Consider the following 26,403-nt stretch of genomic DNA (forward strand, 5'->3'; position numbering starts at 1 on the left):
GTTCCGCACAGCTGATGTGATGGGGTGGAACTCCAAGTCCGAGCCCGAGGAGGCCGCAGTGTCCCGCACGCCGCAGGAGATCTTCCAGAGCTACGTCTACGCCGGGGCCATGACCCGGAACGCCGACGCCCTCGCCGAGTGCTTCACCGAGGACGGTGTCTTCGAGGCGCCGCTCGTGCCCGCCGGCGCCGCCTTCCCCCGGCGGCTGGAGGGGCGCGAGGAGATCCGCAGCGTCATGGCGGCGTACTACGAGCAGCACCGGGCGAAGGGCGACCGCCCGCCGAACGTCGAGAAGTCCGCCTACGTGCTGCACACCACCGCCGACCCCGACGTGTTCATCGCCGAGATCGACACGGTCTTCGACGGGGACGACGGCGAGGAGGACCGGGCGGTCTCGCTGGTGCAGATCGTCCGCGTCCGCGACGGCAGGATCACCCGCCTGCGGGACTACTTCTCGCCCGACCTGATGGACTGAGCGGTCAGGCCTTCCAGTGCGGGTCACGCCCGGAGGCCGCCAGGGCGCGCTCCCACGCCGAGGCGGACTCCGGGACCGCGACGGGCTCCGCGAACCCGCCGTACTGGCGGAACAGTTCGGCGTTCTCCGCCACGATCTCGCCCACCAACAGCGCGAGTTCGTCATCGACCTCGATGCTCCCGCCGGCCGCCCGAGCCACGTCCCAGCCGTGCAGCAGCAGTTCCAGGACCAGCATCCGGGCGATCCCCACCGCCGGGAACGGCGACCCGCCGAGGTCGACGTCCCCCGCCCAGGCAGCGGGCTCGCCCCAGGCCGCGACCGCCCGCTCCAGCTGGGCCGCGTACTCCGCCCGCCAGTCCGCGTCCGCCGTGAAGTCCCGCTCGGCCAGCTCCGCGGGCAGCTCGGTGCGCCGGGCCCGGTGCTCCAGGCCGTGCGAGGTGTACAGCACCCAGTGGTTGATCAGCGCCCGGGTGTCGAACTCCCCGCAGGGGGTCGGCGCGTCCGACGACACCTCGGCCGGGACGCCGGCGGCGACAGCGGCAGCGGTGGTGGCGGCACGGGTCAGGAGGGGATGCAGGGGGTGAGCGTTCACGCCCCGATCGTGCGCCGGGGGGCGCCGCCCGGTCTTGAAGAAACGCGACAGCGCGCCGTCACACACACGGGTGAACTGTCCCCGACAAGTCCCCCGCCGGGTCGGCCGTTCGGATAGGAAGGACGGGCATGAGCCGGGAGCGGGCGGCAAGTCGGCCCCGGCCGTCGAATCCGATCGGAGAGACGATGACCAGGTTCAAGAAGCTGATCGTGGGCGCAGCCCTTCTCCCGTTCGTGGCCGGTGGCGCCCTCGTCGCCTCCTCGGCCTCGGCCGAACCCAAGCCGGAGCCCCGGCTCGCGGCGGCCACCACGCACTGGGGCAAGTTCGACGCCAGCGGGCGGCAGCTCGCCGGTGACGGCAGCATCACCAGTGTCAACCACTTCGGTGGCGGGCGGTACAACCTCTTCACCAACTTCGACGCCACCAACTGCGCCCTGACCGGCACCCTCAACACCCAGGGCGGCAACGACCCGGGCCCCGGGAACTCGTCGACCCTGCTGGGCCTGGTGAACTCCAGCACCCTGTTCGTCCGCGCGGCGACCCCACCGGGGGTGGACAACGACCGCCCGTTCTCCGTGGCGATCTTCTGCTGAGACCCCTCCCGGCAGTCCCGTGTACGGCGCCACCGACGGCCAGGCCCTAGCCTGGCCGTCATGGACGCCCCCGACCCTCCCGGCCTCGGCCGCGGCGTGCTCCACCCGGCCCGGGCCGCCGAGCTGATCAGGGTGGACCGGCTGGCGCCCGCGCCCGCCGTGGCGCGCTTCGTCGAGTACTACTGGACGGTCCGCTGGGACCTGACCGGCCACCCGCCGTACGAGCAGAAGGTGCTTGCCCACCCGAACGTCCACCTGGTCTTCGAGGCCCCGCGGGCCCGGGTCTACGGGGTGGACCGCTCGCTCTTCGTCCGCCGCCTGGAGGGGGCCGGGCAGGTGCTGGGCGTGAAGTTCCGGCCCGGCGCCTTCCGGCCCTTCGCAGGGCACCCGGTGGGCGAACTGGCCGACCGGTCCGTCCCCGCCGCCGACTACTTCGGCCCCGGGGCGGACAAGGCCAACACCCTGGTCCTGGACGGGCCGGGCGCCGAGCGGGCCGACGCCTTCCTGCTGCCGCGCCTGCCCGCGCCCGACCCGGTCGCCGAGGAGGTCGCCGCGATGGTGGAGCGGATCACCGGCTCGCCGGACCTGTGCCGGGTGGACGACCTGGCCCGCGAACTGGGCCTGACCGTCCGCCGCCTCCAGCGGCTGTTCGCCGAGTACGTCGGCGCCTCCCCGAAGTGGGTACTGCGCCGGGCCCGACTCCACGAGGCAGCTGAACGCGTTTCGGCGGAGGGGGAGTTGGACCTGGCGGCGCTCGCCGTCGAGCTCGGCTACGCCGACCAGGCCCATCTCACCAGGGACTTCACCGCAGCGGTCGGCATCTCCCCGGCCCGCTACGCGAGTTCGAGCTGAATCAGGCAGCAGCCGCCTTGGCAGCCGCGGCAGCAGCCGCCGCGGCGGCTGCCCGGCCCCGGGCACTGGCCCGCTTGGCGTAGGTGATGGTGAAGTAGATCAGCCCGCCGAGCACCGCGAACGGCAGGATGCTGTTGATGGTCACCACCGTGCCGTGCGAGAGCGTGTAGACGAGGACGATCCGCAGCGCGGCCTCCAGGATGAACGCGATGCCCCACACGACGGTCAGGTTGCGCTGCACCAGCCGGAAACCGGGGTACTGCCACATCGAGTTCCACCAGGAGACCATCTCCGGGGTGCCGTCGGTGGCGAACTTGCGGCCGAAGTAGAACATGATCGGCTTCGGCGCCGCCAGCGAGCCGAGGTAGAGCACGCCGAGCAGGCCCGAGACGAAGGAGTCCTTGGCCAGCAGCATCTTCGGGTCGGTCGGGCCGACCAGCGAGACGACCAGCGTCAGCGCGACGAACACCAGCGAGACGACGGCGAACTCGTCGATCCGGCGGTGCCAGGCCAGGTAGATCACGGTGTCGAGCACCGGCCCGAGACCGGACAGCAGGATCGCGGTGGAGTCGCTGTAGCCGTGGTCGTGCAGCTGGTTGTAGATCATGATCGGCGCGACCACGTTGAAGGCGATGCTGATCAGCCAGCCGAACGCGGCGGCCTTTCCCTTGCGGGCTGGAGCGGTCGGAGCTACCGCGGTCGACATGGTGGATCCCCCGGGACGTGTGTGAAAGTGGCGGCCCATTGTGGCGGATGGGATCGACGCCTGCCCAGGTCAGTTCGGCCACGTCCCTGCGGCGGGCAGGTCCCTCCGGCGGTCACGTCCCTCCGGCAGTCACGCCCCGAGGAAGCGCTGCACCTGGTCCAGCATGAAGTTGGCGCCGGTGTACCCGATCCCCTGGAACCACAGCTGGTCGTCCACCGGGAACGCCCGGTGCGCCTTGACCGCGCCGAGCGCCTGCCACGCCGGGCTCGCCAGCGCCGCCTCCGCGCCCGAGGCGGCCGGACTGCCGTACGTCGCGTACAGCAGCAGGTCGCCGTCCGCCTTGCCGAGCTGGTCCAGCGGGATCTCGAAGTCCGACTGGTCGACGTTCTGCGCGTCAGGCCGGCCCACCTCGGCGTCGGCGAGCACGATCCCGGGGAAGCTCTGCCGCCCGAACAGCCGGATCCCGCCGCCCTCCGTGAAGCGCACCAGGCTCACCCGGCTCCCCGACAGCTTCGCCGCCGACAGCGCCCCCGCCACCTGCCCGGCGTGCTTCTGGTACGCGGTGACGAAGGCGGCCCCGGCCGCGACCCGGCTCAACGCCTGGGCGTGCAGCTGGAAGTCCGCCTTCCACGGCGCCCCGGTGGTCTGGGTGAGCACGGTCGGGGCGATCTCCCGCAGCCGGTCGTAGCGGTCGCCGTCGCGGGCCTGGTTGGAGAGGATCAGGTCCGGCCGCAGCGCCCGGACGGAAGCGAGGTCGGGCGCGCCGGCCGGGCCGACCAGCCGGATGCCCGAGGTGCGGGAGGCCGGCCAGTACTCGGGGAAGCGGGAGTCGGCCGCCGGGAGCGCGGCGCCGACCGGGGTGATGCCCAGGGTCAGCGCGGAGTCCAGCACGTCGGTGTCCAGCACGATCACCCGCAGCGGCTCGCCCGGCACCTGCACCGGCCCGGTCGCGGCGTTCACCGTCACCGGCGGCAGCGGGGCGGGGGAGGGCGAGCCGCCGGCCTCGGAGCCGTCCGGGGTCGGCGGCTGCCCGCCGCCGGAGCGGGAGCCGGTGCACGCCGTGAGCGCGGCCCCGCCGAGGCCGGCGAGGAAGGTACGGCGGGCGATCCGGGGCATCGGCGGGTCCTCGGCGGTGGGCGGCGGGGGCCCGTCGATTATGTCCGAAATCGAACCCAAAAGGCCGTTAAGCGCCTACTCGGTCCCTCCTTGGTGCCTACTGGACGCCCCCTGGGCACCCACGGCTCCGGCGGTTTCGGCCGGCGCCTGCCACGGCGCGCCCGGCACGACCAGCGGAGTGCCCGTCACCGGGTCCGGCACCACCACCGAGTCCAGTCCGAACACCTCCCGCACCAGCTCCGCCGTCACCACCTCGCCGGGCGGGCCCTCGGCGACCACCCGGCCGTCCCGCATCGCCACCAGGTGGTCCGCGTACCGGGCGGCCTGGTTGAGGTCGTGCAGCACCGCGACGACCGTCCGGCCGCGCTCGACGTTCAGCCGCCGGACCAGGTCCAGCACCTCCACCTGGTGCGCGATGTCCAGGTAGGTGGTCGGCTCGTCCAGCAGCAGGATGTCGGTGCCCTGGGCGAGCGCCATGGCGATCCAGGCCCGCTGGCGCTGGCCGCCCGACAGCTCGTCCACGCTGCGCTCGGCCAGCTCCGCCGTCGAGGTGCGCTCCAGCGCCTCGGTGACGGCCGCCTCGTCCTCCGCCGACCACTGCTGCCACCAGCTCTGGTGCGGCTGGCGGCCGCGCGAGACCAGGTCCGCCACCGAGATGCCCTCCGGCGCGGTCGGCGACTGCGGCAGCAGGCCGAGCCGCTGGGCGATCCGCTTGGTCGGGATCCGGGCCAGCTCCTCGCCGTCCAGCAGCACCGCGCCGCGCACCGGCTTCAGCAGCCGGCCGAGGGCCCGCAGCAGGGTCGACTTGCCGCAGGCGTTCGGGCCGACGATCACCGTCACCCGGCCGTCCGGGATGCCGACGTCCAGGCCCTCGACGACCGTGCGCGCCTCGTAGGCCAGGGTGAGGCCCCGGGCCTCCAAGCGGTGTGCGGTCATCGGGAGCCTCCACGGCGGGATCGGATCAACAGCCACATCAGGTACGGCGCGCCGACCATGCCGGTCACCACGCCCACCGGCAGCTCGGTCGGGGCGAGCAGGCGCCGGGCGAGCAGATCGGCCAGCACCACCACCAGCGCGCCGGTCAGCGCCGAGCACAGCAGCGGCACCTGCGCCGACCTCGCCAGCCGCAGCGCGATCTGCGGGGCCATCAGCGCCACGAAGTCCACCGGCCCGGCGGCGCCCGCCGCACAGGAGGCCAGCACGATGCCCAGCAGGGCCATGCCGAGGCGGATCCGGTCCAGTCGCAGCCCGAGGCCGACGGCGGTCGCGTCGTCGAAGGAGATCGACCGCTGGGCGCGCGCCGCCCACAGCGCCACCGGAAGGGCCGCCAGCAGCACCCGGGCCAGCCAGTCGGCCTGGTCGAAGCCGGCGCCGTTCAGACTGCCGGTCATCCACACCTTCGCGGCCTGCGCCTGGAAGCCGTCGCCCTTGGTGAGGAACACCGAGGTCAGCGAGGACAGCGCCACGCTGATCCCGATCCCGATCAGCACGAACCGCTGGGCGTGCAGCCCCCGCCGCCAGGCCAGCGCGTACACCAGCAGCCCGGCCACCAGCCCGCCGCCGACCGCCGCGTACGGCGCCTGCCCGGTCGAGCCGACCACCCCGTACGCCATCAGCCCGACCACCGTCACGGTCGCGCCCCAGGTCACGCCCACCACGTCGGGGCTGGCCAGCGGATTGCGGGCGACCGTCTGGACCAGCGCCCCGGCCAGTCCGAGCGCCGCCCCGACCAGCAGCCCGACCACGACGCGCGGCAGCCGGAACTCCCCGACCACCAGCTCGTCCGGACTCGGCTGCCCCAGCACCACCTTGACGACCTCGCCCGGCGAGACGGTCGACTCGCCCAGGCACAGCGAGGCCACCACCGTCGCCGCCAGCGCCACCGCCAGCCCGACGGCGGCGAGCGCCGAACGCCGGTGCAGCAGGAACGAGGCCCGCCCGGCCCGCACCACGGAGTACCCCCGCAGGGACACCGTCGTCACGCCGCCACCACCTTCCGCCGACGCACCAGGGCCACCAGCACCGGCACCCCCACCAGGGCCGTCATCACGCCCGCCGGCACCTCCGACGGCGGGAACAGCACCCGCCCCAGGGTGTCGGCGAGCAGCAGCAGAGCCGGGCCGAGGACGGCCGAGAACGCCAGGATCCAGCGGTGGTCCGCCCCGGCCACCGCGCGGGCGGCGTGCGGCACGGCGAGGCCGATGAAGGCGATCGGGCCGGCCGCCGCGACCGCCGAGCCGGTCAGCACGGTGGCGCCGAGCGCGCCGACCGCCCGGACCAGGCCGGTCTTCGCCCCCAGCCCCTTCGCGGTGTCCTCGCCCAGCGCCAGCGCGTCCAGCCCGCGTGCCACCGCCACCACCAGCACGGTGCCGACGGCCAGGAACGGCAGCAGCTGCCAGGCGACGTCCGCCGTCCGGCCGGAGAGCGAGCCGACGTGCCAGAACCGGAACTGGTCCATGGTGGCCGCGTCGGTGGTCAGCACCAGGGTGTTCAGCGAGGCGATGAAGGCGGACATCGCCGAGCCGGCCAGCGCCAGCTTGATCGGCGTGGCCCCGCCCCGGCCGCGCCCGGCCAGGCCGTACACCAGCACGGTGGCGATCACGGCGCCCGCGAAGCCGAACCAGACGTACCCGGTGAGGGTGGAGACCCCGAACCCGGAGATGGCGACCACCACGCCCGCCGCCGCGCCCTGCGAGACGCCGAGGATGCCCGGGTCGGCGATCGGATTGCGGGTCAGGCCCTGCATGACGGCCCCGGCCAGCCCGAGCGCCGCGCCGACGGCCAGCCCGACGACCGTCCGCGGCAGCCGCAGCTCGCGGATCACCACGGCGTCGGCGGAGTCGCCGCCGTGCAGCAGCGCGTCGACCGTCCCGGACAGCGGCACGGTACGGCTGCCGACCGCGAGGCTCAGCAGCACCGCGAGGGCCAGCACGGCCAGCGCGGCGGTGAGCCACAGCATTCGGTGACGGGGTGTCCGCCGCTTGCCCGGTGGTGCGGTGGTGTCGGTCATGAGCCCTCTCCGCGGAAACTCAGGTAAACCTAAGTTCCGTCTCGGAGGCGGGGCAAATCGCCGTGTCCCACCCGGGCGGGGGTTCGGTAGCCTGACGGCATGCCCGCCACCTCACCCGCCCCGCTCACCGTCGGCTTCGACCTCGACATGACGCTGTTGGACACCCGCCCCGGCATCCGCGCCACCTACCAGGCGCTCTCCGCCGAGACCGGCACCTACGTCGACGCCGACCTGGTGGTCACCCGGCTCGGTCCGCCGCTGCTGGACGAGATCAGCAACTGGTTCCCGGCGGACGAGGCCGAGCGGGCCGTCGCCCGCTACCGCGAGCTCTACCGCGACCACGCCTTCGCCCCGACCGTGGCACTGCCCGGCGCCCACGCCGCCGTCGAGGCGGTCCGCGCCCACGGCGGCCGGGTCGCCGTGATCACCGGCAAGTACGAGCCGAACGCCCGTCTCCACCTGGAGCACGCCGGGCTGCCCGCGGACGTCCTCGTCGGCGACCTCTGGGCGGAGACCAAGGGCGAGGCGCTGCGCGCGCACGGCGCGAGCATCTACGTCGGTGACCACCTCGGCGACATCGTGGGCGCCCGGCACGCGGAGGCCGTCGCGGTCGCCGTGGCCACCGGCCCGTACGGCGCCGACGAACTGCGCGCCGCCGGCGCGGACGTGGTGCTCACCGACCTCACCGGCTTCCCGGAGTGGCTCGACCGGCACCTCGCGGGCCGGGTCGTGTCCTAGGGCTCCACCCGGGCGCGCTGGGCCCGGGCGTTCAGGAACAGCCCGGTCAGCGCGGCCAGGAACCCGGCGGGCATCAGCATGCTCAGCCAGTACATGGCCGTCGGCAGCGGCGTCAGGTGCAGGAACAGCGGTACGAAGGTGACCAGGGTGGCGAGCGCGCCGATTCCGAAGACCACTGTCCCGGCCTTGACGTACACGTCGCCGGGGTCGGCGCTCTGGCTGCTCACGTCCGTCACTCCCTGGGGCCGCGCCGGGCCACCCGTTCGGGCCCGGTCCGCGCCCCCCAGTCTGGCAGAGCGGCCGCGGCGGCGGCCCACCGGAGCGGCTCGGTCACGTTGCGCAGTTTCCCGGCAGCGATGCGTTTTGATCCCTGCTGAGCGGGGGTATGCACGGGTTGCCGAGGGGCGCTACAAGGGCGTCCCGTGTCCTCAGACCCGGGGGTGTGAGCCGATGGACTGCGCCGAACCGCGCCCCGGCCGTGCCAGTACCGGGTCGTCCGTGACCGCGAGATCCCCGCGCTCCAGCCGGTCCCTCCGGCCCTCGGAACGCGGATCCATCGCGGAACGCTGATGAGGCAGTGACGGACCGTTAGTCTGCTCCTGACAACGCGCTGGCCCTGAGCGCCCCCGGGCGCCGAGCCGAGGTCGGCCGTCTTCAATCCCACCCAGTGATCCCCGGCCAGGGCCGGGATCCCTCACACCCATTCGAGGACTGTTCGAGATGCCCACCGGCCAGGTCAAGTGGTTCAACGAGACGAAGGGCTTCGGCTTCCTGTCGCGCGACGACGGTGGCGACGTCTTCGTCCACACCAAGGCGCTGCCCGCCGGTGTCACCGTGCTGAAGCCCGGTCAGCGGGTCGAGTTCGGCGTGGTCGCCGGCCACCGCGGGGACCAGGCGATGGCCGTGCAGCTGCTGGAGGCACTGCCGTCGGTGGCCGCCGCCCAGCGCCGCAGCGCCGACGACATGGCGCCGATCGTCCAGGACTTGATCACCACCCTGGACGCGGTGCTGCCCGGCCTCCAGCGCGGGCGCTACCCGGCCAAGCCGACCGGCCAGAAGCTGGCAGGCCTGCTGCGCGCGGTGGCCGACCAGTTCGACATCTGACTCCCGGGGAGTCCGAAGGCAGGTTCCGGTTAGGACGGGAACGCGAGCGCACCCGGGTCGAGCGGGGGCACCAGCCCCTCGGCTGCGGCCCGGGTGAGCAGCGCGCGGACGGCTTCGTAGCCCTCCTCGCCGAGGTCGGCGGTGAACTCGTTGACGTACAGCCCGATGTGCTGGTCGGCGACGGCCGGGTCCATCTCCTGAGCGTGCGCCAGCACGTACTCCCGGCTGGCCGACGGGTCCGCCCAGGCCTGCCGGACGGACGCGCGGATCGCCTCGGCGAGCTCGCGCAGCCGCTCGGCGCCCAGCGACCGCCTGGCGACGATGGCGCCCAGTGGGATCGGCAGGCCGGTCTCCCGCTCCCAGGCCTCGCCCATGTCGGCCAGGCTGTGCAGGCCGTACCGCTGGTAGGTGAAGCGCGCCTCGTGGATGACCAGGCCGGCGTCCACCCGGCCGTCCCGGACGGCGGGCATGATCTCGTGGAACGGCAGCACGACGATCTCGCCGAAGCCGCCCGGGACGGCGCGGGCCGCCCAGAGCCGGAACAGCAGGTAGGCGGTGGAGCGCTCGGACGGCACCGCGACGGTCTTCCCGGCGAGGTCCGCGGGCGAGCCCACGCCCGGCAGGGTGAGCACCAGCGGGCCGCAGCCGCGCCCGAGCGCACCGCCGCAGGGCAGCAGGGCGTACTCCTCCAGGACCCAGGGCAGCGCGCCGTAGCTGATCTTCAGCACGTCCAGCTCGCCGCGCTCGGCCAGGCCGTTGGTGACGTCGATGTCGGCGAAGGTCACCTCGGGGGCGTCCGCCCCGGGGACGTCACCGTGCGCCCAGGCGTGGAACACGAAGGTGTCGTTCGGGCAGGGCGAGTACGCGATGCTCAGCCGTTCAGCCACAGCCGGCCTCCTCGATCAGTTCTCGGACGGGCAGGGCGGCGAAGGCCCGCTCCAGGGCGGCCAGCGCCTCGCCGATCCGCCAGGCGGCCCGGTCGCGCGGGCCCACCGGGTTGGACACGGTGCGCAGCTCGAAGGCCGGCACGCCGAAGCGGACGGCGGCCTCGGCCACGCCGAAGCCCTCCATCGCCTCGGCCGCGGCACCCGGGTGACGGGCGGCCAGTACGGCGGCCCGCTCGGCACTGCCGGTGACGGTGGAGACGGTCAGCACCGGGCCGGTCACGGCGTCGACGGCGTGCGCCGCCAGGGCCCGCTCGGCCAGCGCGACGACGGTCGGGGGAGGGGTGTGCAGGGCGGTGCCGAAGCCCAGCTCGGCGACGTCGGCGAAGCCCTCCGGGGTCTCGGCGCCGAGGTCGGCGGCCACGATCGACCCGGCCAGCACGGTGGCGCCGACCGGGGCGTGCGGGGCGAAGCCGCCGGCGATCCCGGCCGAGGCCACCAGGCCGTACGGGCGGGCCGCCAGCGCGGTGGTGGCGGCGGCCGCGGCGGCGGCCGGGCCGACCCCGGCGGCCAGCACGTCCACCGGCACGCCCGTGCAGCGGTGCAGCACCCCGCCGGGCAGCGTCAGACCGGCGGCCCCGCCGGGCAGGCCGCGCAGCACCGCCTCGGCCTCGGCCGGCACCGCGACGACGACGAGCAGCCGGGCCCGTTCGGGGCCCGGCTGCCCGGGGTGCACGTCGGCGACCTGCGCGCTCATCGGGGGAGCGTCAGCTGTCCTTGGTGTTCATCTGGAAGTACCAGACGGCGATCGGGCTCTCCGACTTCTTGTCGATCTCGACCACGGTGACCACGGTCTTGCCGCTGGAGTTCAGCACCCGGCCGGCCGGCTGGGAGCCGGAGAAGGAAGGCCCCTGGGCGTACGAGAACAGGCTGGTCTGCCCGCCCTGGGTGCTCGAACCGCCGTTCGTGGAGGCCCACCAGCCGGTCTTCGCCACGTTCGGGCTGACGCCGACGCCGACCCGGTCGCTGGCCCGCACGTCGGACTGCGGCAGGGTGCCGTTCGCCAGCGCCTCGTTGGCGGTGGTCCGGCACTTGTCCTGCTGGTCGTCGGTGAGCGGGCTGCCGTCGTTCCAGCACAGCGGGTCCGCGGCGACCGACGTGGTGCCGACCTGGAGGGTGGCCCGGTGGGAGCTGTGCTCGGTCTGTCCGGCGGCGATCGCGACGGAGGTGCCCACCGTGGCGGCGCCGACCACGACAACGGCGCCGAGGGCGGCGATGACACGGGTATTGAGGCTCATGCGTCAGAATCTACCGAACCCGGCCGATCACGCTACGCGGGGGTCGGCCACCGCGTGTTGCCGCGTGTTGCCGGGTCGGCGGTTCTCAGGCCACCCGGGGCGCGGCCGGGTGACGCCGCAGGCCCAGCCGCAGCAGCGATTGGATCGTCCACAGCAGCACCAGGCCCACCACCGAGGCCGCGATCGACAGGCCCAGCACCCCGTTCAGCGGCAGCACGATGCCGACCCCGCCGCCCGCCACCCAGGACAGCTGCATCAGCGTCTCCGAACGGGCGAACGCCGAGGTCCGCACCGCCTCCGGGACGTCCCGCTGGATCAGCGCGTCCAGCGCCAGCTTGCCCAGCGAGGCCGCCATCCCGGACACCCCGGCGACCAGAACCACCGTCACCACGCCGTACCAGAGCGCGGCCGCCGCCGTCACGCCCGTCGCCAGCAGCAGCATCGCGGTGACCGTCGCCTCCTGACCGCGGGTGCGCAGCCAGGAGCCCAGCACCGAACCCAGCGCGTTGCCCGTCCCGGCCGCCACCGCCACCAGGCCCAGCGCCAGGGTCGGCCGCAGTCCGCCGATCGGGTCGGTGCGCAGCAGGAAGGCCAGGAAGAACACCAGGAAGCCGACCAGCCAGCGCATCCCCGCCATCGCCCGCAGGGCCAGCACCACCGAGGGGCCGACGGTGCGCAGCGAGGCCTTGACCTTCGGCGGCCTGTGGTGGACCAGGTGGGAGCCCTCGCCCTCGCCGGGCACGTCGGCGTGCAGCACGGCCCGCTGCTCGCCCTTCGCCGAGTCGACCGTGTGCGGCAGGTGGAAGGCCATCAGGGTGCCGATCACGAACACCAGGAAGGCGCCGCGCAGCGGCCAGCCCGGCCCGATCAGGTGCAGCAGCCCGCCCACCCCGGCCGCCACCCCGGTGGCCAGCAGCCCGGCCAGGGTGACCCGGGAGTTCGCCTTCACCAGGGACAGCCGGCTCGGCAGCAGCCGGGGCACCACGACGCTGCGCACCACCCCGTACGCCTTGGACGCCACCAGCACGCCCAGCGCCTCCGGGTAGAGCGCGATGCCGCCGCCGGAGATCACCCCGGCCATCGTCCAGGCCAGTACGGCCCGGGCCAGCATCGACATCGCCATGGCCGCCCGGCGGCCGTGCGGCAGCCGGTCCAGCAGCGGGCCGATCACCGGGGCCAGCAGGGCGAACGGGGCCATGGTGATTAGCAGGTAGAGGGCGACCCGGCCGCGGGCCTCGCCGGTGGGGACGGAGAAGAAGATGGTGGAGGCCAGCGCGATGGTGATCAGCATGTCGCCGAAGGAGTTCAGCGCGTGCAGCTCGATCAGCTTCGCCAGGCCCGACTCGCCCGCGCCCTCGGCCGAGGTGGCGCGGCGGATCCGGCGGCCGGTGCCGTGCACCAGCCGGCCGGTGCGCAGGCCGGCCGCGGAGGCGGTGCGGACCAGGAAGTTGCGGTGCGGCTCGGGGGCGGCGTCCGGGTCGTCGTCGATCGCCGGGGGGAGGCCGTCCGGCAAAAGGACGGGCTTCTCCAGGCCGACCGGCGCGGCCGCGGACGCCCCGCCGCCGTCCGCCGACTGCGGTTCGCCCGCAGCGGGGACAGGAGGCTGCTGTCGCGGCACGGCGTCCGCCTCGTCTGGGTTGCCGGCCTGCGAGGGGCGCCGTGCATGCTGCGACGGGTCGTCGTCCGCCACAAGCCCATCCTGCCCCAGATTCGCCGGGGTGACCCGGGAATCGACGGGGTCGGCGCGGCCTCCGGAACGGTCGGCTCCGCCCCGGACTGTGCCGGGGCACCGACCGACGGGTAGCCTGCCCCAGGGTCCGCCCGCCGGGGCGCCGGGCCGCCGGGAGGTCGGACGAGCGGCGCGGCCGGTACCCGACGCGGCCCCGGGTCGCGCAGAATGGATGAGGGACTACCGAGCCGCGACGAGAAGGCAACACGCCGTGGGCGACAGAAGAACTGGGAGAGAATCGACGCCGTGAGTGCTGCGATGCGAAGCCGTACCCCCGACCGGCTCTGTGCCGAGGCCGTCGAACTCGCCCGCCAGGCAGCCGAGGAGGCCGTCGGGCCCGAGATCGTCGGAGCGCACCTGGGTGCGCAGGCGGACGCCGACCGCGTCGTCACCCACACCTTCGAGTGTCTGGACGCGGCCTACCGCGGCTGGCACTGGGCGGTCACCGTCGCCCGCGCCCCGCGTGCGAAGAACGTGACGCTGGACGAGGTCGTGCTGCTGCCCGGCCCGGACGCCGTGCTGGCGCCGGAGTGGGTGCCGTGGAGCGAGCGGTTGCGCCCGGGCGACATGGGCCCCGGCGACCTGCTGCCCACCGGCGCCGACGACGCGCGGCTGGAGCCCGGCTGGATCGGCGACGACGAGCCCGCGCCGAACTCCGCGGTCGCGCTGGCCGCCGAGGAGGACGTGATCGTCACCGACCCGCACGTCCAGCCCGCCCCGGCCCGCGCCCAGATCAACGCCGTCGCCGAGGAGCTGGGCCTGGGCCGCAGCCGGGTGCTCTCCCGGCTCGGTCTGCACCTGGCCGCCGACCGCTGGGAGAAGTCGCACGGCCCGCAGACCCCGATGGCGCAGGCCGCGCCCGCCGCGTGCGGCAGCTGCGGCTTCCTGATCCCGATCGGCGGCTCGCTCGGGCAGGCCTTCGGCGTGTGCGGCAACGAGTTCGGCCCGGCCGACGGCCAGATCGTCTCCTTCGCGTACGGCTGCGGCGGGCACTCCGAGGCGGCCGTCATCCCGGCCCCGCCGGCGCCGTCCGAGCTGATCCTGGACGAGCTGGTGGTCGAGCCGCTGCAGCTCCACCCGGACCGCGCCTCCGGCTCGGTCGAGCCGGACGCCCCGGCGGAGGAGCTCGGCCACTCCTGAGCCCGTGTCGCCCGCGGCCCGTCCCACTGAACCGGTGGGGCGGGCCGCGGCGTTGTTCCAGGTAGGGGCGCCCGTTCTCCGCGGTGCCCCGGCTGGCCTGCCGTTCGTGGGGACCCCCCATGTCCGCGGACGGCGGCAGGGCGGGCCGTCGGCCCCGGCAGTGGGGTGCCGGGTCGGCGGGCCCGTCCCTCGTGCCGCCCCGCCGCCCTTTCGGCTCCCGCCTTTTCCGCTCCCGCCCTTTCGGCTCCCGCGCGCCGCCGGTGCCCCTGGGGCTCCTGGGGCCGGAGTGCCGGACCGGGGCCCCGGATGCCGGCCGCTGACGGGCCTTCGCCTGCGGATTCCCCGGCCGACCGCGGCCCGTCGGCGCCCACCGGACCGGGCCGTGGTCGGGAGCAGTCAGTGGGGCAGGGAAGAATGCCCCTACGACGTACAGGGCGGCGGAAGGCGGCAGGTCCAGTGGAACCTCGGATCATCGGCAGCGGCACGGACGAGCACCTCGCCGACCCGTTCGGGAGCGCCGCGCTGCGCCGGCGGGTGCTGGACGCCTGGGCCGCCTCGCCGGCCCGGTTCCGGGAGGACGCCAACGCCGAGGAGGAACTGGCGCTCGGCGGCTACCGCGACCGCCTGGTGGTCGAGTTGGCGCAGAACGCGGCCGACGCCGCCCTCCGGGCCGGGCACGGCCCCGGCCGGCTGCGGCTGACCCTCGCCGACGGCGTGCTGGCCGCCGCCAACACCGGCGCCCCGCTGGACGCCGCGGCCGTCGAGTCGCTGTCCACCCTGCGCGCCTCCTCCAAGCGCGGCGAGCAGCCCGCCGTCGGCCGGTTCGGCGTCGGCTTCGCCGCCGTCCTCGCCGTCACCGACGAGCCCGCCGTGCTCGGCGCCGCCGGCGGGGTCCGCTGGTCGCTGGGCGAGGCCCGCTCGCTCGCCGAGGCGCAGCCGGCGCTGACCGACGAACTGCGCCGCCGGGACGGCCACGTGCCGCTGCTGCGGCTGCCGTTCGCGGCCGAGGGCCCGGCCCCCGCCGGCTACGACACCGTGGTGGTGCTGCCGCTGCGGGACGCCGCCGCCGAGGACCTGACCCGGCGTCTGCTGGCCGCGATCGACGACGCCCTGCTGCTCACCCTGCCCGGCCTGGCCGAGGTCGTGGTGGAGACCCCGGAGGGCACCCGGACGCTCACCCGCGGCGCCGCCGAGCCGCGCCCGGACGGCGTCACCGAGGTCACCGTCACCGACGACGAGGGCGGCCGGCTGCGGCGCACCGTCTGGCAGACCGCCGGCGCCTCCGGCCGGCTGGACGCCGAACTGCTCGCCGACCGGCCCACCGAGGAGCGCGCCCGCCCGTACTGGACGGTCACCTGGGCCGTCCCGGTCGCGGAGGACGGCGCCCCGCAGCGGCCCGCCATCGCGCCGGTGCTGCACGCGCCCACCCCCAGCGACGAGCCGATCGGCCTGCCCGCGCTGCTGATCGCCTCCTACCCGCTGGACTCCACCCGCCGGCACATCGCCCCCGGCGCGCTCGCCGACTTCCTCACCGAACGCGCCGCCGACAGCTACACCGATCTGCTGCGGGCCCGTGGCGCGGACCTCGGCTCGCTCAGCCTCGTCCCCGGACCGCTCGGGCAGGGCGCGCTGGACAACGCGCTGCGCGCCGCGGTGCTGTCCCGGCTGCCCGGTACGCCGTTCCTGCCGCACCCCGGCGGCGTCGAGGAGGGCACGCCCGCGCTGCGGCCCCGGGACGCGACCCTGCTGGAGGGCGCCGACGGCTCGGTGGTGGAGGCGCTCGCGCCGATCTTCCCCGGGCTGCTGCCGGCCGGCCTGGAGCGCCGCAGCGAGCTGCGGGTGCTGAACGTGCGCCGGGTGCCGCTGGCCGAAGTGGTGGACCAGCTCGGCGGCCTGGACCGGGACCCGGCCTGGTGGCGCAACCTGTACGCGGCGCTCGGCGCCGCCGACCCGGAGTCGCTCGGCGCACTGCCCGTGCCGCTCGCCGACGGGCGGACCGTCACCGGGCCCCGGCGGGTCCTGCTGCCCTCCGAGGACGCCGACTGGGCGGCCTTCCCCGGCTACCCCGAGTCGCTGGCCGGGGCGCTGGCCGCGCTCGACCTACGGCTCGCCCACCCCGAGGCCGCCCACCCGCTGCTGGCCAAGCTGGGCGCCGGCACCGCCACCCCGGCCGGGGTGCTGGACACCCCCGAGGTGCGGGCCGCCGTCGCCCGCTCCTACGAGCTGGCCGACGACGACCTGGACGCCGCGCTGGAACTGGCCGACGCCGTCCTCGCCCTGGTGAAGGCCGCCGCCCCGGCCGCCGGCGAGCACCCCTGGCTGGCCCGGCTGGTGCTGCTGGACGACGAGGGCGAGCCCGCCCGGGCCGGCGAACTGGTGCTGCCCGGAAGCCCGTTCGCCGCCCTCGCCCGCGAGGAGGACGCCGGCTGGGTGGACGACGAGCTGCTGGAGCGCTGGGGCCCCGAGGTGCTCGTGGCCGTCGGCGTGCTGGCCGACTTCGTGCTGGTGCGCGCCGAGGACGTGGTGCTCGACCCGGACGACCTGGAGCGCCTCGACCCCACCGCCCCCGCCGACCGGGCGGCCGGCGGCCACCCCACCGGGCTGGTGGACGAGGCGCCCGACGGGCTCGCCGAGTGGGCCGAGGACGCCCTGGAGGCGCTGAACGCGGACGAGGTGATCGGCGTCCCGCCGGTGGCCGCCGAACTGCTGGCCGTCCGGGACCTCGACCTGGTGGACGACGACGCCTGGCCGGAGGCGCTGGCCGCGCTCGCCCGCCCGCCGTACCGGGACGCCGTGGTCAACCCGGTGCGCACCCTGCTGCCCGACGGCAACTACGCCGACCTGCCGCCGTACACCGCCTGGTGGCTGCGCGACCACCCGGTGCTGGGCGGCCGGGAGCCCGCCGGGCTGCGCGCCGCCGGCGCCGACCCGCTGCTGCGCGGCCTGTACGACGAGGCGCGCACCACCCTGGACGACCAGTTCCTGCACGCGCTCGGGGTGCGCACCACGCTGGCCGCGCTGCTCGCCGAGGTGCACGGCCCGGACGAGGTGCTGGACCGGCTCACCGATCCGGCCGCCGAGGTCGGGCACCGCCAACTGCACGGCATCCACAGCGCGTTGGCCCGGGTCGACCGGGAGCGGATCGAACCGCTCGACGTGGTACGGGCGTTGCCGCCGCTGGACCCGGCCACCGGCCGCCGTCCGGACCACACGGTGATCGTGGACGCCACCGAGGCGGTCGTCGCCGACGCCCCCGACCTGGTCCAACTCCTGCACCCGTACCCGCTGTTGCCGGTCGCCCCGGCGCTCGCCGCGGACCTCGCCGAGCGGCTGCACGTGTCGCTGGCCAGCGAGGTGGCCGGCGGGCGGGTGCTCTCCGAGGGCGTGCTGCACCGCGTCCCGGCGGTGGTGCGGGAGCTGCTGCCCGGCTGCCCGGTCGCCTACGAGGAGCACGAGGAGCTGCTGGTGGTCGGTCCGGACGGCGGCGAGGCCGCGGTCGACTGGCGCTGGGACCACGAGGCGGACGCCCCGGAACCGCCGTACGACCCGGAGCTGGCCGAAGCCGGCGACGAGGACGACGAGTTCGAGGTCCCGCCGGTGCCCGGACTGCTGCACGCGGCCACCCCCGAGGGCCTGGCCGCCGGGCTCGCCTGGTCGGTCGGGCAGTGGCACCGGCGCTTCGAGGTGCTGGCCGCGCTCAGCGAGCCGGACCGGGCCTACGAGTTGTCCGCGGCCCGGGACTTCGAAGGCTGACCGGCACGCGGCTTGAGCCGCAGGTAGACGGTGGTGGTGACGGTCAGCCAGACCGCGCCGAGCGTCACCAGCGCCGCCGTCTTCAGCGCGGGCGTCGGCCTGACCGCCAGGCCGACGCCCGTCATCGCCAGCGCCACCAGTCCGGCCGCCAGCAGTCCGCCCAGGAAGGCGGTGAACGCCTCCAGCTCCCCACCCTTGCGTGCCATTCGGCACCCCCTCTCGGGGCCATGCTAGGGCCGTCGGGGGGCTCCGGGGGCTCCGGCTCCGGGGCTCCGGGGTGCTCCCGGGGTGCTCACTCCAGGCCGCGGCGCTTCATCCAGCCCCAGACGACCTCCAGCAGCACCCCGCAGACCACGGCGATGGCCACGCCCGTCCACGGGTCGCGCTGGCCGACCAGGGAGAGCTCGAAGAAGTCCGACAGGAACGGCACCAGCAGCACCAGGGCGAACGCGAAGCCCATGGTGCCGATCAGCAGCAGCCGCCACCAGTTGTACGGGCGGGCGACGATGGCGAGCACCCAGATGGCGATCAGGAAGAGCGTCAGGGTGGCCACGCTGGTGTCGGCCTTGAGGTCGGTGGCGTGGTTGGAGCGGGCCAGCGCGTAGGCGACGAAGGTGCCGGTGCCGGCGATGGCGCCGCCGGGGACGGCCAGGCGCAGCACCCGCTTCACGAAGCCGGTGCGGGCCCGCTCGTTGTTGGGGGCGAGGGCGAGGAAGAAGGCGGGCACGCCGATGGTGAGGGTGGACAGCACGGTGGAGTGCCGGGGCAGGAACGGGTACGGCGAGTGGGTGAAGATCACCAGCAGCGCCAGCAGGACCGAGTACACCGTCTTGACCAGGAACAGCCCGGCCACCCGCTCGATGTTGCCGATCACCCGGCGGCCCTCGGCCACCACCGAGGGCAGGGTCGCGAAGGAGTCGTTCAGCAGCACGATCTGGGCGACGGCCTTGGTGGCGTCCGAGCCGGTGCCCATCGCCACGCCGATGTCCGCGTCCTTGAGCGCGAGCACGTCGTTGACGCCGTCGCCGGTCATCGCCACGGTGTGGCCGCGCGACTGCAGCGCCCCGACCAGCTGGCGCTTCTGCTGGGGGGTGACCCGGCCGAAGACGCTGGTCCGGTCCGCGGTCTCGGCGAGCTGTTCCGGGTCCTGCGGCAGGGTGCGGGCGTCCAGCGGGTGGTCCGCGCCGGGCAGTCCGAGGTGGCCGGCCACCGCGCCGACCGAGACGGCCGAGTCGCCGGAGATCACCTTGGCCCGGACGTTCTGCCCCTCGAAGTAGCGCAGGGTCTCGGCGGCGTCCGCGCGCAGCCGCTGCTGGAGCACCACCAGGGCCAGCGGGGTGAGGCCGGCCGCCGGATCGGGGGAGTCCAGCGGGACGGGCGTGCGGCCGAGCAGCAGCACCCGCAGGCCCTGGGCGCCCAGCTCGTCCACCTCGGCGAGCGCCGGGTGCCCGGCGGAGAGCAGGACGTCCGGGGCGCCGAGCAGCCAGCTGGCCTCGGCGCCCTGGGGCTCCAGCAGCTGGACGCCGCTCCACTTGCGGGCGGAGGAGAAGGGCATCGCCTCGATCACCCGCCAGCCGTGGCCGCCCGGGCCGTCGCCGCGCCCGTAGGCGTCGATGACGGCCTGCATGGACGGATTGGGGCGGGCGTCGGCGCCGGCCATCACGGCGAGCGCGTGCTCGATGGCGTCCTTGTCGACGGGGTCGGCGTCGGCGTCGGAGAGCACCCGCAGGTCGACGACGTCCATGCCGCCCTCGGTGAGGGTGCCGGTCTTGTCCAGGCAGACGGTGTCCACCCGGGCCAGGCCCTCGATCGCGGGCAGCTCCTGGACCAGGCACTGCCGGCGGCCCAGCCGGATCACGCCGATCGCGAAGGCGACCGAGGTCAGCAGCACCAGGCCCTCGGGGACCATCGGCACGATGCCGGCCACCATCCGGCGCACGGCCTCGCGCCAGTCGCGGCCCTCCACGGCCAGCTGGCTGATGATCAGACCGATCGCGGTGGGGATCAGCAGGTAGGTGATGAACCGCAGGATGCTGTTGATGCCGGTGCGCAGCTCCGACTTCACCAGGGTGAACTTGCTGGCCTCCTCGGCCAGCTGCGCCGCGTAGGCCTCCCGGCCGACCTTGGTCGCGGTGAAGGCGCCGGCGCCGGCCACCACGAAGCTGCCGGACATCACCTGGTCGCCGGGCTGCTTGAGGACGGGGTCGGGCTCGCCGGTGAGCAGCGACTCGTCGATCTCCAGGCCGTCCGCCTCGGTGACCTCGCCGTCCACGATCACCTTGTCGCCGATGCCGAGCAGCACGGTGTCGTCGAGGACGATCTCGGAGACCGGGACCTGCTGGACGGCGCCGTCCCGGCGGACCTGCGGTCTGGCCTCGCCGATCAGGGCCAGGCTGTCCAGGGTCTTCTTGGCGCGCAGCTCCTGGATGATGCCGATCGCCGTGTTGGCCACGATGACCAGGCCGAACAGGCCGTCCTGGAGGGGCCCGACGATCAGGATGATCCCGAACATGATGCCGATGATGGCGTTGAACCGGGTGAAGACGTTGGCCCGGACGATCTCCTTGGCGGACCGGCTGGACCGCACCGGGACGTCGTTGACCCGTCCGTCCGCCACCCGCTCGGCGACCTCGGCGGCGGTCAGGCCGCCGCGCCGCCCGGGCAGCAGCCCGAGCGGGTGCGCTCCGTCCAGGCGGTTCCCGTCGGTCGGCTGCTCTTCCGCTGGCTGGGCAGGCTGCGTCATGGCACCGACTCTACGGGTGCCTTATGTCCGATGCGTGCTACTAAAGGACCGTTCAGTCCGACTGGGTGGCCGGGTCCTGACCGTCGTCCCCGGCGGTGTGCCGCGCGGCCTCGGCGGCGCGGCTGCGGGCGATCGCGTCCCGCCGGGCGCGGCAGTACCAGAGGCCGATCAGGCCGAGCAGGCCGCCGGAGAGGCAGATCCACGGCCAGCTGCCGTGGCCGTGGTCGGAGAGGCTGCCCTGGAAGGGGAGCAGGGCGACGAAGGCGACGAACCACAGCACCGTGCCGCCGCCGACGATGGCGACGTCATTGGCCTCCAGCGGAGGGGGCGAGGGGTGCAGTGGCGTCTTGGGCATGGGGCCTAGCGTACGGTGCGCGGGGGGCTCGGGGGATGTGGCGGGTGCCCGGTCGACGGGCTCCGGACGCCATCGGCGCTCTACGCGCGAAGATAGCGCGTGTGCGATCCGGAAACCATACTTAAAGGTCCACGCCCGGCCACCGTCGTCCCGGGTGTCCCCCTCCTCAGCTCCCCCACAGAGGACGCCCGCATGCCTGTGGTCCAGCCGGCCACCGAGTCGCCCGAACCCGCCCCCAGCGCGCCCGTACCCCCCTCCGGCGCCCTGGACCGCTACTTCAAGATCAGTGAGCGCGGCTCCACCCTGCCGCGGGAGATCCGCGGCGGTGTCGCCACCTTCTTCACCATGGCGTACATCCTGGTGCTGAACCCGATCATCCTGGCCAGCGCCACGGACATGACCGGGGCCCACCTGGACAGCGCCCAGCTGGTCACCGCCACCGCCCTCACCGCGGGTCTCACCACCCTGCTGATGGGCGTGATCGGCAACGTGCCGATCGGCCTGGCCGCCGGACTCGGCGTCAACACCATCGTGGCACTGCAGCTCGCACCCAAGATGACCTGGCCGGACGCCATGGGCATGGTGGTGCTGGCCGGTTTCGCGATCATGCTGCTGGTCGCCACCGGCCTGCGCGAACGGGTCATGAACGCCGTCCCGCTCGGCCTGCGCAAGGCCATCGCGATCGGCATCGGCCTGTTCATCAGCCTGGTCGGCCTGGTCGACTCCGGCTTCGTCAGCCGGATCCCGGACGCCGCTCACACCACCGTCCCGCTGCAGCTCGGCGGTAACGGCCACCTGCTCGGCTTCCCGGTGCTGGTCTTCGTCTTCGGCCTGCTGCTGACCCTGGTCCTGGTCATCCGCAAGGTGCCCGGCGCGATCCTGATCAGCATCGTCGCCTCCACCGCGGTGGCCGTGGTGATCGACAAGTTCGCCGACGTCCCGGCGCTCAAGTGGGGCCTCACCGTCCCCGCCTGGCCCGGCAACCCGGTGGCGGCCCCGGACTTCGGCCTGGTCGGCAAGGTCAGCCTGTTCGGCGGCTTCGAGAAGGTCGGCGTGCTGACCGGCGCGCTGTTCGTCTTCACCGTGCTGATGTCCTGCTTCTTCGACGCGATGGGCACCATCCTCGGCGTCGCCGACGAGGCCCACCTGCTGGACGAGAAGGGCGACCTGCCGGGCATCAACCGGATCCTGATGGTCGACGGCATCGCCACCGCGGCCGGCGGCGCCACCTCCGCCTCCGCCAACACCTGCTTCGTCGAGTCCACCGCCGGCGTCGGCGAGGGCGCCCGTACCGGCTTCGCCTCGATCGTCACCGGCCTGCTCTTCGTGCTGGCGCTCTTCCTCACCCCGCTGGCCACCATGGTCCCGGCCCAGGCCGCCACCCCGGCCCTGGTCACGGTCGGCTTCCTGATCCTGGCCAACTCGATCAAGGAGATCGACTGGGCGGACTACACCATCGCGATCCCGGCCTTCCTGACCATCGTGATGATGCCGTTCACCTACTCGATCACCAACGGCATCGGCTTCGGCTTCATCGCCTTCTGCGTCCTGCGGCTGGCCGCCGGGCGCGGGCGCGGGGTGCCGGCCCCGATGTACGTGGTGGCGGCGGTGTTCGCCTTCTACTACCTGATGCCGGCCTTCGGTCTGCTCTGACGCCGTACGGCCCGCGACGGCCCCGCACCCGCTCGGGTGCGGGGCCGTCGGCGTTTCCGGGGGCGTCGGGTTTTCGGGCCCGTCGGGGTTCCGTCGGTGGGCCGTCCGGTCAGTGGACGCAGAACTCGTTGCCCTCCGGGTCGGCCATGACGGTCCAGGCGCCGCCGGGCTCGGCGACCTCGCGCAGGGCGGTGGCGCCGAGGGATTCGAGGCGGGCCACGGTGGCCGCGCGCCCGTCCGGGCCGGGGTGGACGTCCAAGTGGAGGCGGTTCTTGGCCTCCTTGTCCTCGCCGACGGCCTGGAACAGGATGCGGCGGCCCAGGCCGGTGTCCGACACCGGGTCGCACGGGTCCTCGGGGTGGCGGACCGCGGCGAGGGTGCGCCAGGCGGGGTGGCCGTCGACCTCGGTGAGGGCGTCCGGGGTGATCGCGCCGGCGTCCAGCAGGCGGCTGATCAGGGTGCGGTGGTCCTCGACGGTGTAGTCCAGGGCGGCCCCCCAGAACGCGGCCTGGCGGTGCGGGTCGGCGCAGTCGATGACGAGTTTCCAGTGCAACGGCATGTAACCGGTTGTACCGGTGACGGCTGGAAGGGGCAATCACCGACGGTCGAAAGGTGTCAAAAAGGTGACTGTGTAGGGCAGTTGGCGGCGGGCATACTGCCTGGACGGAGACGGGGAGGGGACTCGACCGATGGTGCAACAGGATCCGCCCGGGGGAGTCGAGGCGCGACTGCTGCCGGAGTTGTTCTGGCGGGCGGACAAGGCCTCGCTGGACGGACAGCGCGAGACGCTCCGCTGGCACCGCGGGCTGATCGCCATGCTGGTGGTCGCCGCGCTGATCGGCGCGCTGCCGGGCCCGGACCACAAGGGCGACAGCGACATCAAGCCACTGTTCTCGGTGGCCGCCTTCCTGGTCGCCGGCTACTTCTGGTCCCGGCTGCGCCGCGGCAACCCGCAGGGCCGGTGGTACGAGGCGCGGGCGGCGGCCGAGTCGGTCAAGACGCTGGCCTGGAAGTACAGCGTCCGGGCCAGTCCGTTCGGCGGCGAGGCCCAGTCGCCGGACGCCGACCGCGGCTACCTGCTCCAGGTCGAGGACGTGCTGCGGGCGTTCGAGGACCCGGAGATCGTGCCGCCCGGCAGCGTCCCGGAGATCACCGAGGAGATGCGCCGCGCCCGGGCCGACAGTCTCACCGCCCGGCGCACCCTCTACCTGCGCACCCGGGTCGAGGGCCAGCGCACCTGGTACCGCTCCCGGGCGGAGTCCTGCGAGTCCCAGGCGGTCTCCTGGGGCCTCGGCATCGCGACGCTGATCATCATCGGCGCGGCGGCGGCCATCGCCCAGGCCACCGGCGCGCTGGAGGTGCACATCTTCGGTGCCAGCTCGGCCGCGGCCGCCGCGATCATCGCCTGGACCCAGCTCAAGCAGCTGCGCCCGCTGGCCGCCGCCTACCAGCTGGCCGCGCGCGAGCTGGAGAACGTCGGCAACCAGCTGTCCGACCTCGACCTCAAGACGCCGGACGCCGAGGAGCGCTGGGCCCGGCTGGCCGCGGAGGCGGAGGACGCGGTCTCCCGCGAGCACACCACCTGGCGGGCCCGCCGGGCCTTCCCGCGGTAGGACGGGCCGGGCGGCGAGGTGGCGAGGCGGTGGTGCCTGGTGCCGGGTGTCCGGCGCCAGACCAACTCGGGGGAGGGGCTGGGGAGATACCGCGAAGCGGGGGCACGCCGAGGGCACAGGTGTGCGGGGTGCGTGAGGGTAGAGCGCCGAGGCACGGAACGTGACCATTACGTGTCCATGCCCTGGTTTCATCGCCTCCGCGCGACCCGCAGTCCCTGCCCGGAGGCCCCCTGTGCGCATTCTCCTGATCGCCACCGCGTTCAACAGCCTGACCCAGCGCGTCCACACCGAGCTGCGCGAGCGCGGCCACCAGGTCGCCGTCCAGCTCGCCCTCGGCGACGAGCAGATGAGGGAGGCGGTGGCCCGGGTCGACCCGGAGCTGATCATCTGCCCGATGCTCACCAGGGCCGTCCCGGCGGACATCTGGTCCACCCGGACGGTCCTGATCGTGCACCCCGGCCCGAAGGGCGACCGCGGCCCCTCCTCGCTCGACTGGGCGATCACCGAGGACGCCCGGCGCTGGGGCGTCACCGTGCTGCAGGCCGTCGAGGAGATGGACGCCGGCGACATCTGGGCGTCCGTCGAGTTCGCCGTCCCCGAGTGCGGCAAGAGCGAGCTGTACCGGGGCGAGGTCGCGGACGCCGCCACCGAGGCCGTCCTGCTGGCCGTCCAGCGGTACGAGGGCGGACTGTTCAGCCCCGAGCCGCTGGACTACGCCCGGCCCGACGTGCGCGGTGAACTGCGGCCGTTCCTCAAGCAGGAGGCCCGCCGGATCGACTGGCAGCGGGACGACACCGCCACCGTGCTGCGCAAACTGCGCGCCGCCGACTCCCAGCCCGGCGTGCTCGACGAGCTGTACGGGCGCGAGTTCTTCCTGCACGGCGGCCACCCCGAGGACGAGCTGCGCGGCCCCGAGCCCGGTGCCGTGCTCGCCACCCGGGACGGCGCGATCTGCCGGGCCACCGTGGACGGCGCGGTCTGGATCCCCCAGCTGCGCCCTCGCCGCACCCCCGGCGGGCCGGTCACCTTCAAGCTGCCGGCCGCCACGGTGCTCGGCGACGAGCTGCACCGGGTCCGCGAGGTGCCGGTGACCCCCGCCGCCGCGGCCCGTCGGAACACCTGGTCGGAGCTGCGCTACCACGAGGACGGCGACGTCGGCTTCCTCGAGTTCGGCTACGCCGGCGGGGCGATGGGCACCGAGCAGTGCCGCCGGCTGCTGGCCGCCTACCGGGAGGCCGCCGACCGGCCCACCTCGGTGCTGGTGCTGGGCGCGGCCCGGGACTTCTACTCCAACGGGATCCACCTCAACGTCATCGAGGGCGCGGCCTTCCCGGCGCTGGAGTCCTGGGAGAACATCAACGCGATGGACGACCTGGTCGAGGCGATCCTGACCACCGACGACAAGCTGACCGTCGCCGCCCTGGCCGGGAACGCGGCGGCCGGCGGCCTGATGCTGGCGCTGGCCGCCGACGAGGTGTGGTGCCGGGAGTCGGCGGTGCTCAACCCGCACTACCGGCTGATGGGCCTGCACGGCTCCGAGTACTGGACGTACACCCTGCCCGCCCGGGTCGGCGCCGAGCAGGCCGAGCGGCTCACCACCGAGGCGCTGCCGGTCGGGGCCGAACACGCCCGCCGGATCGGCCTGGTGGACCGTACGGTCGGCGGCGACCCGGCCGGGTTCCGCCGCTGGGTGGCCCGGGAGGCCGCCGCGCTGGCGGAGGCGCCGGAGCTCACCGGGCGGCTGGTGGACAAGAAGCGGCGCCGCGCCGTGGACGAGGAGGCCAAGCCGCTGGCCGAGTACCGGACCGAGGAGCTGCGCCGGATGCACGCCAACTTCTACCGGGCGGGCGAGCCGTACCACGCGCTGCGGCGGGACTTCGTGCGCAAGGCCTGCCCGGTGGCGACCCCGGAGCACCTGACCGGGCTGCTCGGCCGGCCCGAGTAACCGGCCCGAGTAACCGGCTGGAGCAGCCCGGCCCGAGCAGTCGGCCGGAGCAAGGCGGCCGGAGCAAGGCGGCGGGCGTCCGACCGGGGTGGGGGACCCGGTCG

Annotated in this window: 25 protein-coding genes; 10 read left to right on the top strand and 15 right to left on the bottom strand. The window is 74.4% G+C overall.

The features are described from left to right. Window positions 1–58: 58 nt before the first annotated feature. On the top strand, window positions 59–475 hold the full coding sequence (locus ACFWIS_RS22500; protein ID WP_380460192.1) for a nuclear transport factor 2 family protein: 417 nt from the start codon (window positions 59–61) through the stop codon (window positions 473–475). 4 nt (window positions 476–479) lie between these two features. Here the strand turns inward: ACFWIS_RS22500 and ACFWIS_RS22505 are convergent, their stop codons facing one another. Beyond that, window positions 480–1,067: a TIGR03086 family metal-binding protein gene (locus ACFWIS_RS22505; protein WP_380460194.1), complete on the bottom strand. Its 588-nt coding sequence runs from the start codon at window positions 1,065–1,067 to the stop codon at window positions 480–482. Between the two features lie 185 nt (window positions 1,068–1,252). Between ACFWIS_RS22505 and ACFWIS_RS22510 the strand changes: the two genes are divergently transcribed. Together ACFWIS_RS22510 and ACFWIS_RS22515 are read left to right on the top strand one after the other, a co-directional pair. Beyond that, entirely contained in the window at window positions 1,253–1,660 is a 408-nt protein-coding gene (locus tag ACFWIS_RS22510; protein WP_380460196.1) for a hypothetical protein, read from the top strand. A gap of 60 nt (window positions 1,661–1,720) precedes the next feature. Continuing rightward, window positions 1,721–2,512 (top strand): DUF6597 domain-containing transcriptional factor, encoded by a 792-nt coding sequence (locus ACFWIS_RS22515; RefSeq protein ID WP_380460198.1) that lies wholly within the window; start codon window positions 1,721–1,723, stop codon window positions 2,510–2,512. 1 nt (window position 2,513) lies between these two features. Here ACFWIS_RS22515 and ACFWIS_RS22520 read toward each other — a convergent pair whose 3' ends face one another. The 5 genes from ACFWIS_RS22520 to ACFWIS_RS22540 form a co-directional block, all read right to left on the bottom strand. Further along, window positions 2,514–3,218 (bottom strand): VC0807 family protein, encoded by a 705-nt coding sequence (locus ACFWIS_RS22520; protein WP_380460200.1) that lies wholly within the window; start codon window positions 3,216–3,218, stop codon window positions 2,514–2,516. A gap of 129 nt (window positions 3,219–3,347) precedes the next feature. Beyond that, the gene (locus tag ACFWIS_RS22525) at window positions 3,348–4,334 is read right to left on the bottom strand and encodes an ABC transporter substrate-binding protein (protein WP_380460202.1); all 987 of its coding nucleotides are present in this window, start codon (window positions 4,332–4,334) and stop codon (window positions 3,348–3,350) included. Between the two features lie 75 nt (window positions 4,335–4,409). Beyond that, a complete protein-coding gene (locus ACFWIS_RS22530; protein ID WP_380460204.1) occupies window positions 4,410–5,270 on the bottom strand; it encodes an ABC transporter ATP-binding protein in 861 nt (286 codons plus the stop codon). Further along, complete coding sequence (locus ACFWIS_RS22535) at window positions 5,267–6,316, bottom strand: FecCD family ABC transporter permease (protein WP_380460206.1); 1,050 nt, start codon at window positions 6,314–6,316, stop codon at window positions 5,267–5,269. Before ACFWIS_RS22535 ends, ACFWIS_RS22530 begins: the two co-directional genes overlap by 4 nt. After that, the gene (locus tag ACFWIS_RS22540; protein WP_380460208.1) at window positions 6,313–7,344 is read right to left on the bottom strand and encodes a FecCD family ABC transporter permease; all 1,032 of its coding nucleotides are present in this window, start codon (window positions 7,342–7,344) and stop codon (window positions 6,313–6,315) included. The genes ACFWIS_RS22535 and ACFWIS_RS22540 overlap by 4 nt, the downstream gene beginning before the upstream one ends. 99 nt (window positions 7,345–7,443) lie before the next feature. On the opposite strand from ACFWIS_RS22540, the gene ACFWIS_RS22545 reads away from it, so the two are divergent. Beyond that, window positions 7,444–8,082, top strand: a complete 639-nt coding sequence (locus tag ACFWIS_RS22545; RefSeq protein ID WP_380460210.1) for an HAD family hydrolase — start codon at window positions 7,444–7,446, stop codon at window positions 8,080–8,082. Here the strand turns inward: ACFWIS_RS22545 and ACFWIS_RS22550 are convergent. Continuing rightward, window positions 8,079–8,309: a hypothetical protein gene (locus ACFWIS_RS22550; RefSeq protein WP_380460212.1), complete on the bottom strand. Its 231-nt coding sequence runs from the start codon at window positions 8,307–8,309 to the stop codon at window positions 8,079–8,081. The genes ACFWIS_RS22545 and ACFWIS_RS22550 overlap by 4 nt on opposite strands. A 493-nt stretch (window positions 8,310–8,802) precedes the next feature. Between ACFWIS_RS22550 and ACFWIS_RS22555 the strand changes: the two genes are divergently transcribed. Next, window positions 8,803–9,186, top strand: coding sequence for a cold-shock protein (locus ACFWIS_RS22555; protein ID WP_380460214.1), 384 nt, complete (start codon window positions 8,803–8,805; stop codon window positions 9,184–9,186). Window positions 9,187–9,215: 29 nt separating this feature from the next. Here ACFWIS_RS22555 and ACFWIS_RS22560 read toward each other — a convergent pair whose 3' ends face one another. The 4 genes from ACFWIS_RS22560 to ACFWIS_RS22575 all read right to left on the bottom strand — a co-directional run bounded on the left by ACFWIS_RS22560 (window position 9,216) and on the right by ACFWIS_RS22575 (window position 12,857). Next, window positions 9,216–10,073, bottom strand: a complete 858-nt coding sequence (locus tag ACFWIS_RS22560) for a 1,4-dihydroxy-6-naphthoate synthase (RefSeq protein ID WP_380460216.1) — start codon at window positions 10,071–10,073, stop codon at window positions 9,216–9,218. After that, window positions 10,066–10,827: a futalosine hydrolase gene (locus tag ACFWIS_RS22565; RefSeq protein ID WP_380460217.1), complete on the bottom strand. Its 762-nt coding sequence runs from the start codon at window positions 10,825–10,827 to the stop codon at window positions 10,066–10,068. The genes ACFWIS_RS22560 and ACFWIS_RS22565 overlap by 8 nt, the downstream gene beginning before the upstream one ends. 10 nt (window positions 10,828–10,837) lie before the next feature. Beyond that, on the bottom strand, window positions 10,838–11,368 hold the full coding sequence (locus tag ACFWIS_RS22570) for a hypothetical protein (RefSeq protein WP_380460219.1): 531 nt from the start codon (window positions 11,366–11,368) through the stop codon (window positions 10,838–10,840). An 85-nt stretch (window positions 11,369–11,453) separates the two neighbouring features. Beyond that, complete coding sequence (locus ACFWIS_RS22575; RefSeq protein ID WP_380460236.1) at window positions 11,454–12,857, bottom strand: MFS transporter; 1,404 nt, start codon at window positions 12,855–12,857, stop codon at window positions 11,454–11,456. A gap of 498 nt (window positions 12,858–13,355) precedes the next feature. Here ACFWIS_RS22575 and ACFWIS_RS22580 point away from each other — a divergent pair, with 498 nt between their 5' ends. Together ACFWIS_RS22580 and ACFWIS_RS22585 are read left to right on the top strand one after the other, a co-directional pair. Continuing rightward, window positions 13,356–14,237, top strand: coding sequence for a DUF3027 domain-containing protein (locus tag ACFWIS_RS22580; protein WP_380460238.1), 882 nt, complete (start codon window positions 13,356–13,358; stop codon window positions 14,235–14,237). Window positions 14,238–14,693: 456 nt separating this feature from the next. After that, window positions 14,694–17,990, top strand: coding sequence for a sacsin N-terminal ATP-binding-like domain-containing protein (locus tag ACFWIS_RS22585; protein WP_380460221.1), 3,297 nt, complete (start codon window positions 14,694–14,696; stop codon window positions 17,988–17,990). On the opposite strand, the gene ACFWIS_RS22590 is transcribed toward ACFWIS_RS22585, so the two are convergent. The 3 genes from ACFWIS_RS22590 to ACFWIS_RS22600 all read right to left on the bottom strand — a co-directional run bounded on the left by ACFWIS_RS22590 (window position 17,954) and on the right by ACFWIS_RS22600 (window position 21,088). Beyond that, entirely contained in the window at window positions 17,954–18,196 is a 243-nt protein-coding gene (locus ACFWIS_RS22590) for a hypothetical protein (protein ID WP_380460223.1), read from the bottom strand. The genes ACFWIS_RS22585 and ACFWIS_RS22590 overlap by 37 nt on opposite strands. Before the next feature lie 86 nt (window positions 18,197–18,282). Further along, on the bottom strand, window positions 18,283–20,733 hold the full coding sequence (locus tag ACFWIS_RS22595; RefSeq protein WP_380460225.1) for an HAD-IC family P-type ATPase: 2,451 nt from the start codon (window positions 20,731–20,733) through the stop codon (window positions 18,283–18,285). Between the two features lie 52 nt (window positions 20,734–20,785). Then, window positions 20,786–21,088 carry a DUF2530 domain-containing protein gene (locus tag ACFWIS_RS22600; protein ID WP_380460227.1) on the bottom strand — a complete coding sequence of 101 codons (303 nt, stop codon included), beginning with the start codon at window positions 21,086–21,088 and terminating at the stop codon, window positions 20,786–20,788. A gap of 192 nt (window positions 21,089–21,280) precedes the next feature. Between ACFWIS_RS22600 and ACFWIS_RS22605 the strand changes: the two genes are divergently transcribed. Next, window positions 21,281–22,741 (top strand): NCS2 family permease, encoded by a 1,461-nt coding sequence (locus ACFWIS_RS22605; protein WP_380460229.1) that lies wholly within the window; start codon window positions 21,281–21,283, stop codon window positions 22,739–22,741. A gap of 109 nt (window positions 22,742–22,850) precedes the next feature. Here ACFWIS_RS22605 and ACFWIS_RS22610 read toward each other — a convergent pair whose 3' ends face one another. After that, on the bottom strand, window positions 22,851–23,300 hold the full coding sequence (locus ACFWIS_RS22610) for a VOC family protein (RefSeq protein ID WP_380460231.1): 450 nt from the start codon (window positions 23,298–23,300) through the stop codon (window positions 22,851–22,853). Between the two features lie 130 nt (window positions 23,301–23,430). Here ACFWIS_RS22610 and ACFWIS_RS22615 point away from each other — a divergent pair, with 130 nt between their 5' ends. Both ACFWIS_RS22615 and ACFWIS_RS22620 read left to right on the top strand, forming a co-directional pair. Then, entirely contained in the window at window positions 23,431–24,354 is a 924-nt protein-coding gene (locus tag ACFWIS_RS22615) for a DUF4231 domain-containing protein (protein WP_380460232.1), read from the top strand. A gap of 232 nt (window positions 24,355–24,586) precedes the next feature. After that, window positions 24,587–26,299: a hydrogenase maturation protein gene (locus ACFWIS_RS22620; RefSeq protein ID WP_380460234.1), complete on the top strand. Its 1,713-nt coding sequence runs from the start codon at window positions 24,587–24,589 to the stop codon at window positions 26,297–26,299. Window positions 26,300–26,403: the final 104 nt, after the last annotated feature.

The sequence above is a fragment of the Kitasatospora sp. NPDC127060 genome, assembly GCF_042724935.1.
Classification (GTDB): domain Bacteria; phylum Actinomycetota; class Actinomycetes; order Streptomycetales; family Streptomycetaceae; genus Kitasatospora.

Coding starts and splice junctions, on each gene's coding strand:
- ACFWIS_RS22510 (WP_380460196.1), top strand. CDS start 1,253: ATGACCAGGTTCAAGAAGCTGATCGTGGGCGCAGCCCTTCTCCCGTTC.
- ACFWIS_RS22515 (WP_380460198.1), top strand. CDS start 1,721: ATGGACGCCCCCGACCCTCCCGGCCTCGGCCGCGGCGTGCTCCACCCG.
- ACFWIS_RS22520 (WP_380460200.1), bottom strand. CDS start 3,218: ATGTCGACCGCGGTAGCTCCGACCGCTCCAGCCCGCAAGGGAAAGGCC.
- ACFWIS_RS22525 (WP_380460202.1), bottom strand. CDS start 4,334: ATGCCCCGGATCGCCCGCCGTACCTTCCTCGCCGGCCTCGGCGGGGCC.
- ACFWIS_RS22530 (WP_380460204.1), bottom strand. CDS start 5,270: ATGACCGCACACCGCTTGGAGGCCCGGGGCCTCACCCTGGCCTACGAG.
- ACFWIS_RS22540 (WP_380460208.1), bottom strand. CDS start 7,344: ATGACCGACACCACCGCACCACCGGGCAAGCGGCGGACACCCCGTCAC.
- ACFWIS_RS22545 (WP_380460210.1), top strand. CDS start 7,444: ATGCCCGCCACCTCACCCGCCCCGCTCACCGTCGGCTTCGACCTCGAC.
- ACFWIS_RS22555 (WP_380460214.1), top strand. CDS start 8,803: ATGCCCACCGGCCAGGTCAAGTGGTTCAACGAGACGAAGGGCTTCGGC.
- ACFWIS_RS22565 (WP_380460217.1), bottom strand. CDS start 10,827: ATGAGCGCGCAGGTCGCCGACGTGCACCCCGGGCAGCCGGGCCCCGAA.
- ACFWIS_RS22570 (WP_380460219.1), bottom strand. CDS start 11,368: ATGAGCCTCAATACCCGTGTCATCGCCGCCCTCGGCGCCGTTGTCGTG.
- ACFWIS_RS22580 (WP_380460238.1), top strand. CDS start 13,356: ATGCGAAGCCGTACCCCCGACCGGCTCTGTGCCGAGGCCGTCGAACTC.
- ACFWIS_RS22590 (WP_380460223.1), bottom strand. CDS start 18,196: ATGGCACGCAAGGGTGGGGAGCTGGAGGCGTTCACCGCCTTCCTGGGC.
- ACFWIS_RS22595 (WP_380460225.1), bottom strand. CDS start 20,733: ATGACGCAGCCTGCCCAGCCAGCGGAAGAGCAGCCGACCGACGGGAAC.
- ACFWIS_RS22600 (WP_380460227.1), bottom strand. CDS start 21,088: ATGCCCAAGACGCCACTGCACCCCTCGCCCCCTCCGCTGGAGGCCAAT.
- ACFWIS_RS22605 (WP_380460229.1), top strand. CDS start 21,281: ATGCCTGTGGTCCAGCCGGCCACCGAGTCGCCCGAACCCGCCCCCAGC.
- ACFWIS_RS22610 (WP_380460231.1), bottom strand. CDS start 23,300: ATGCCGTTGCACTGGAAACTCGTCATCGACTGCGCCGACCCGCACCGC.
- ACFWIS_RS22615 (WP_380460232.1), top strand. CDS start 23,431: ATGGTGCAACAGGATCCGCCCGGGGGAGTCGAGGCGCGACTGCTGCCG.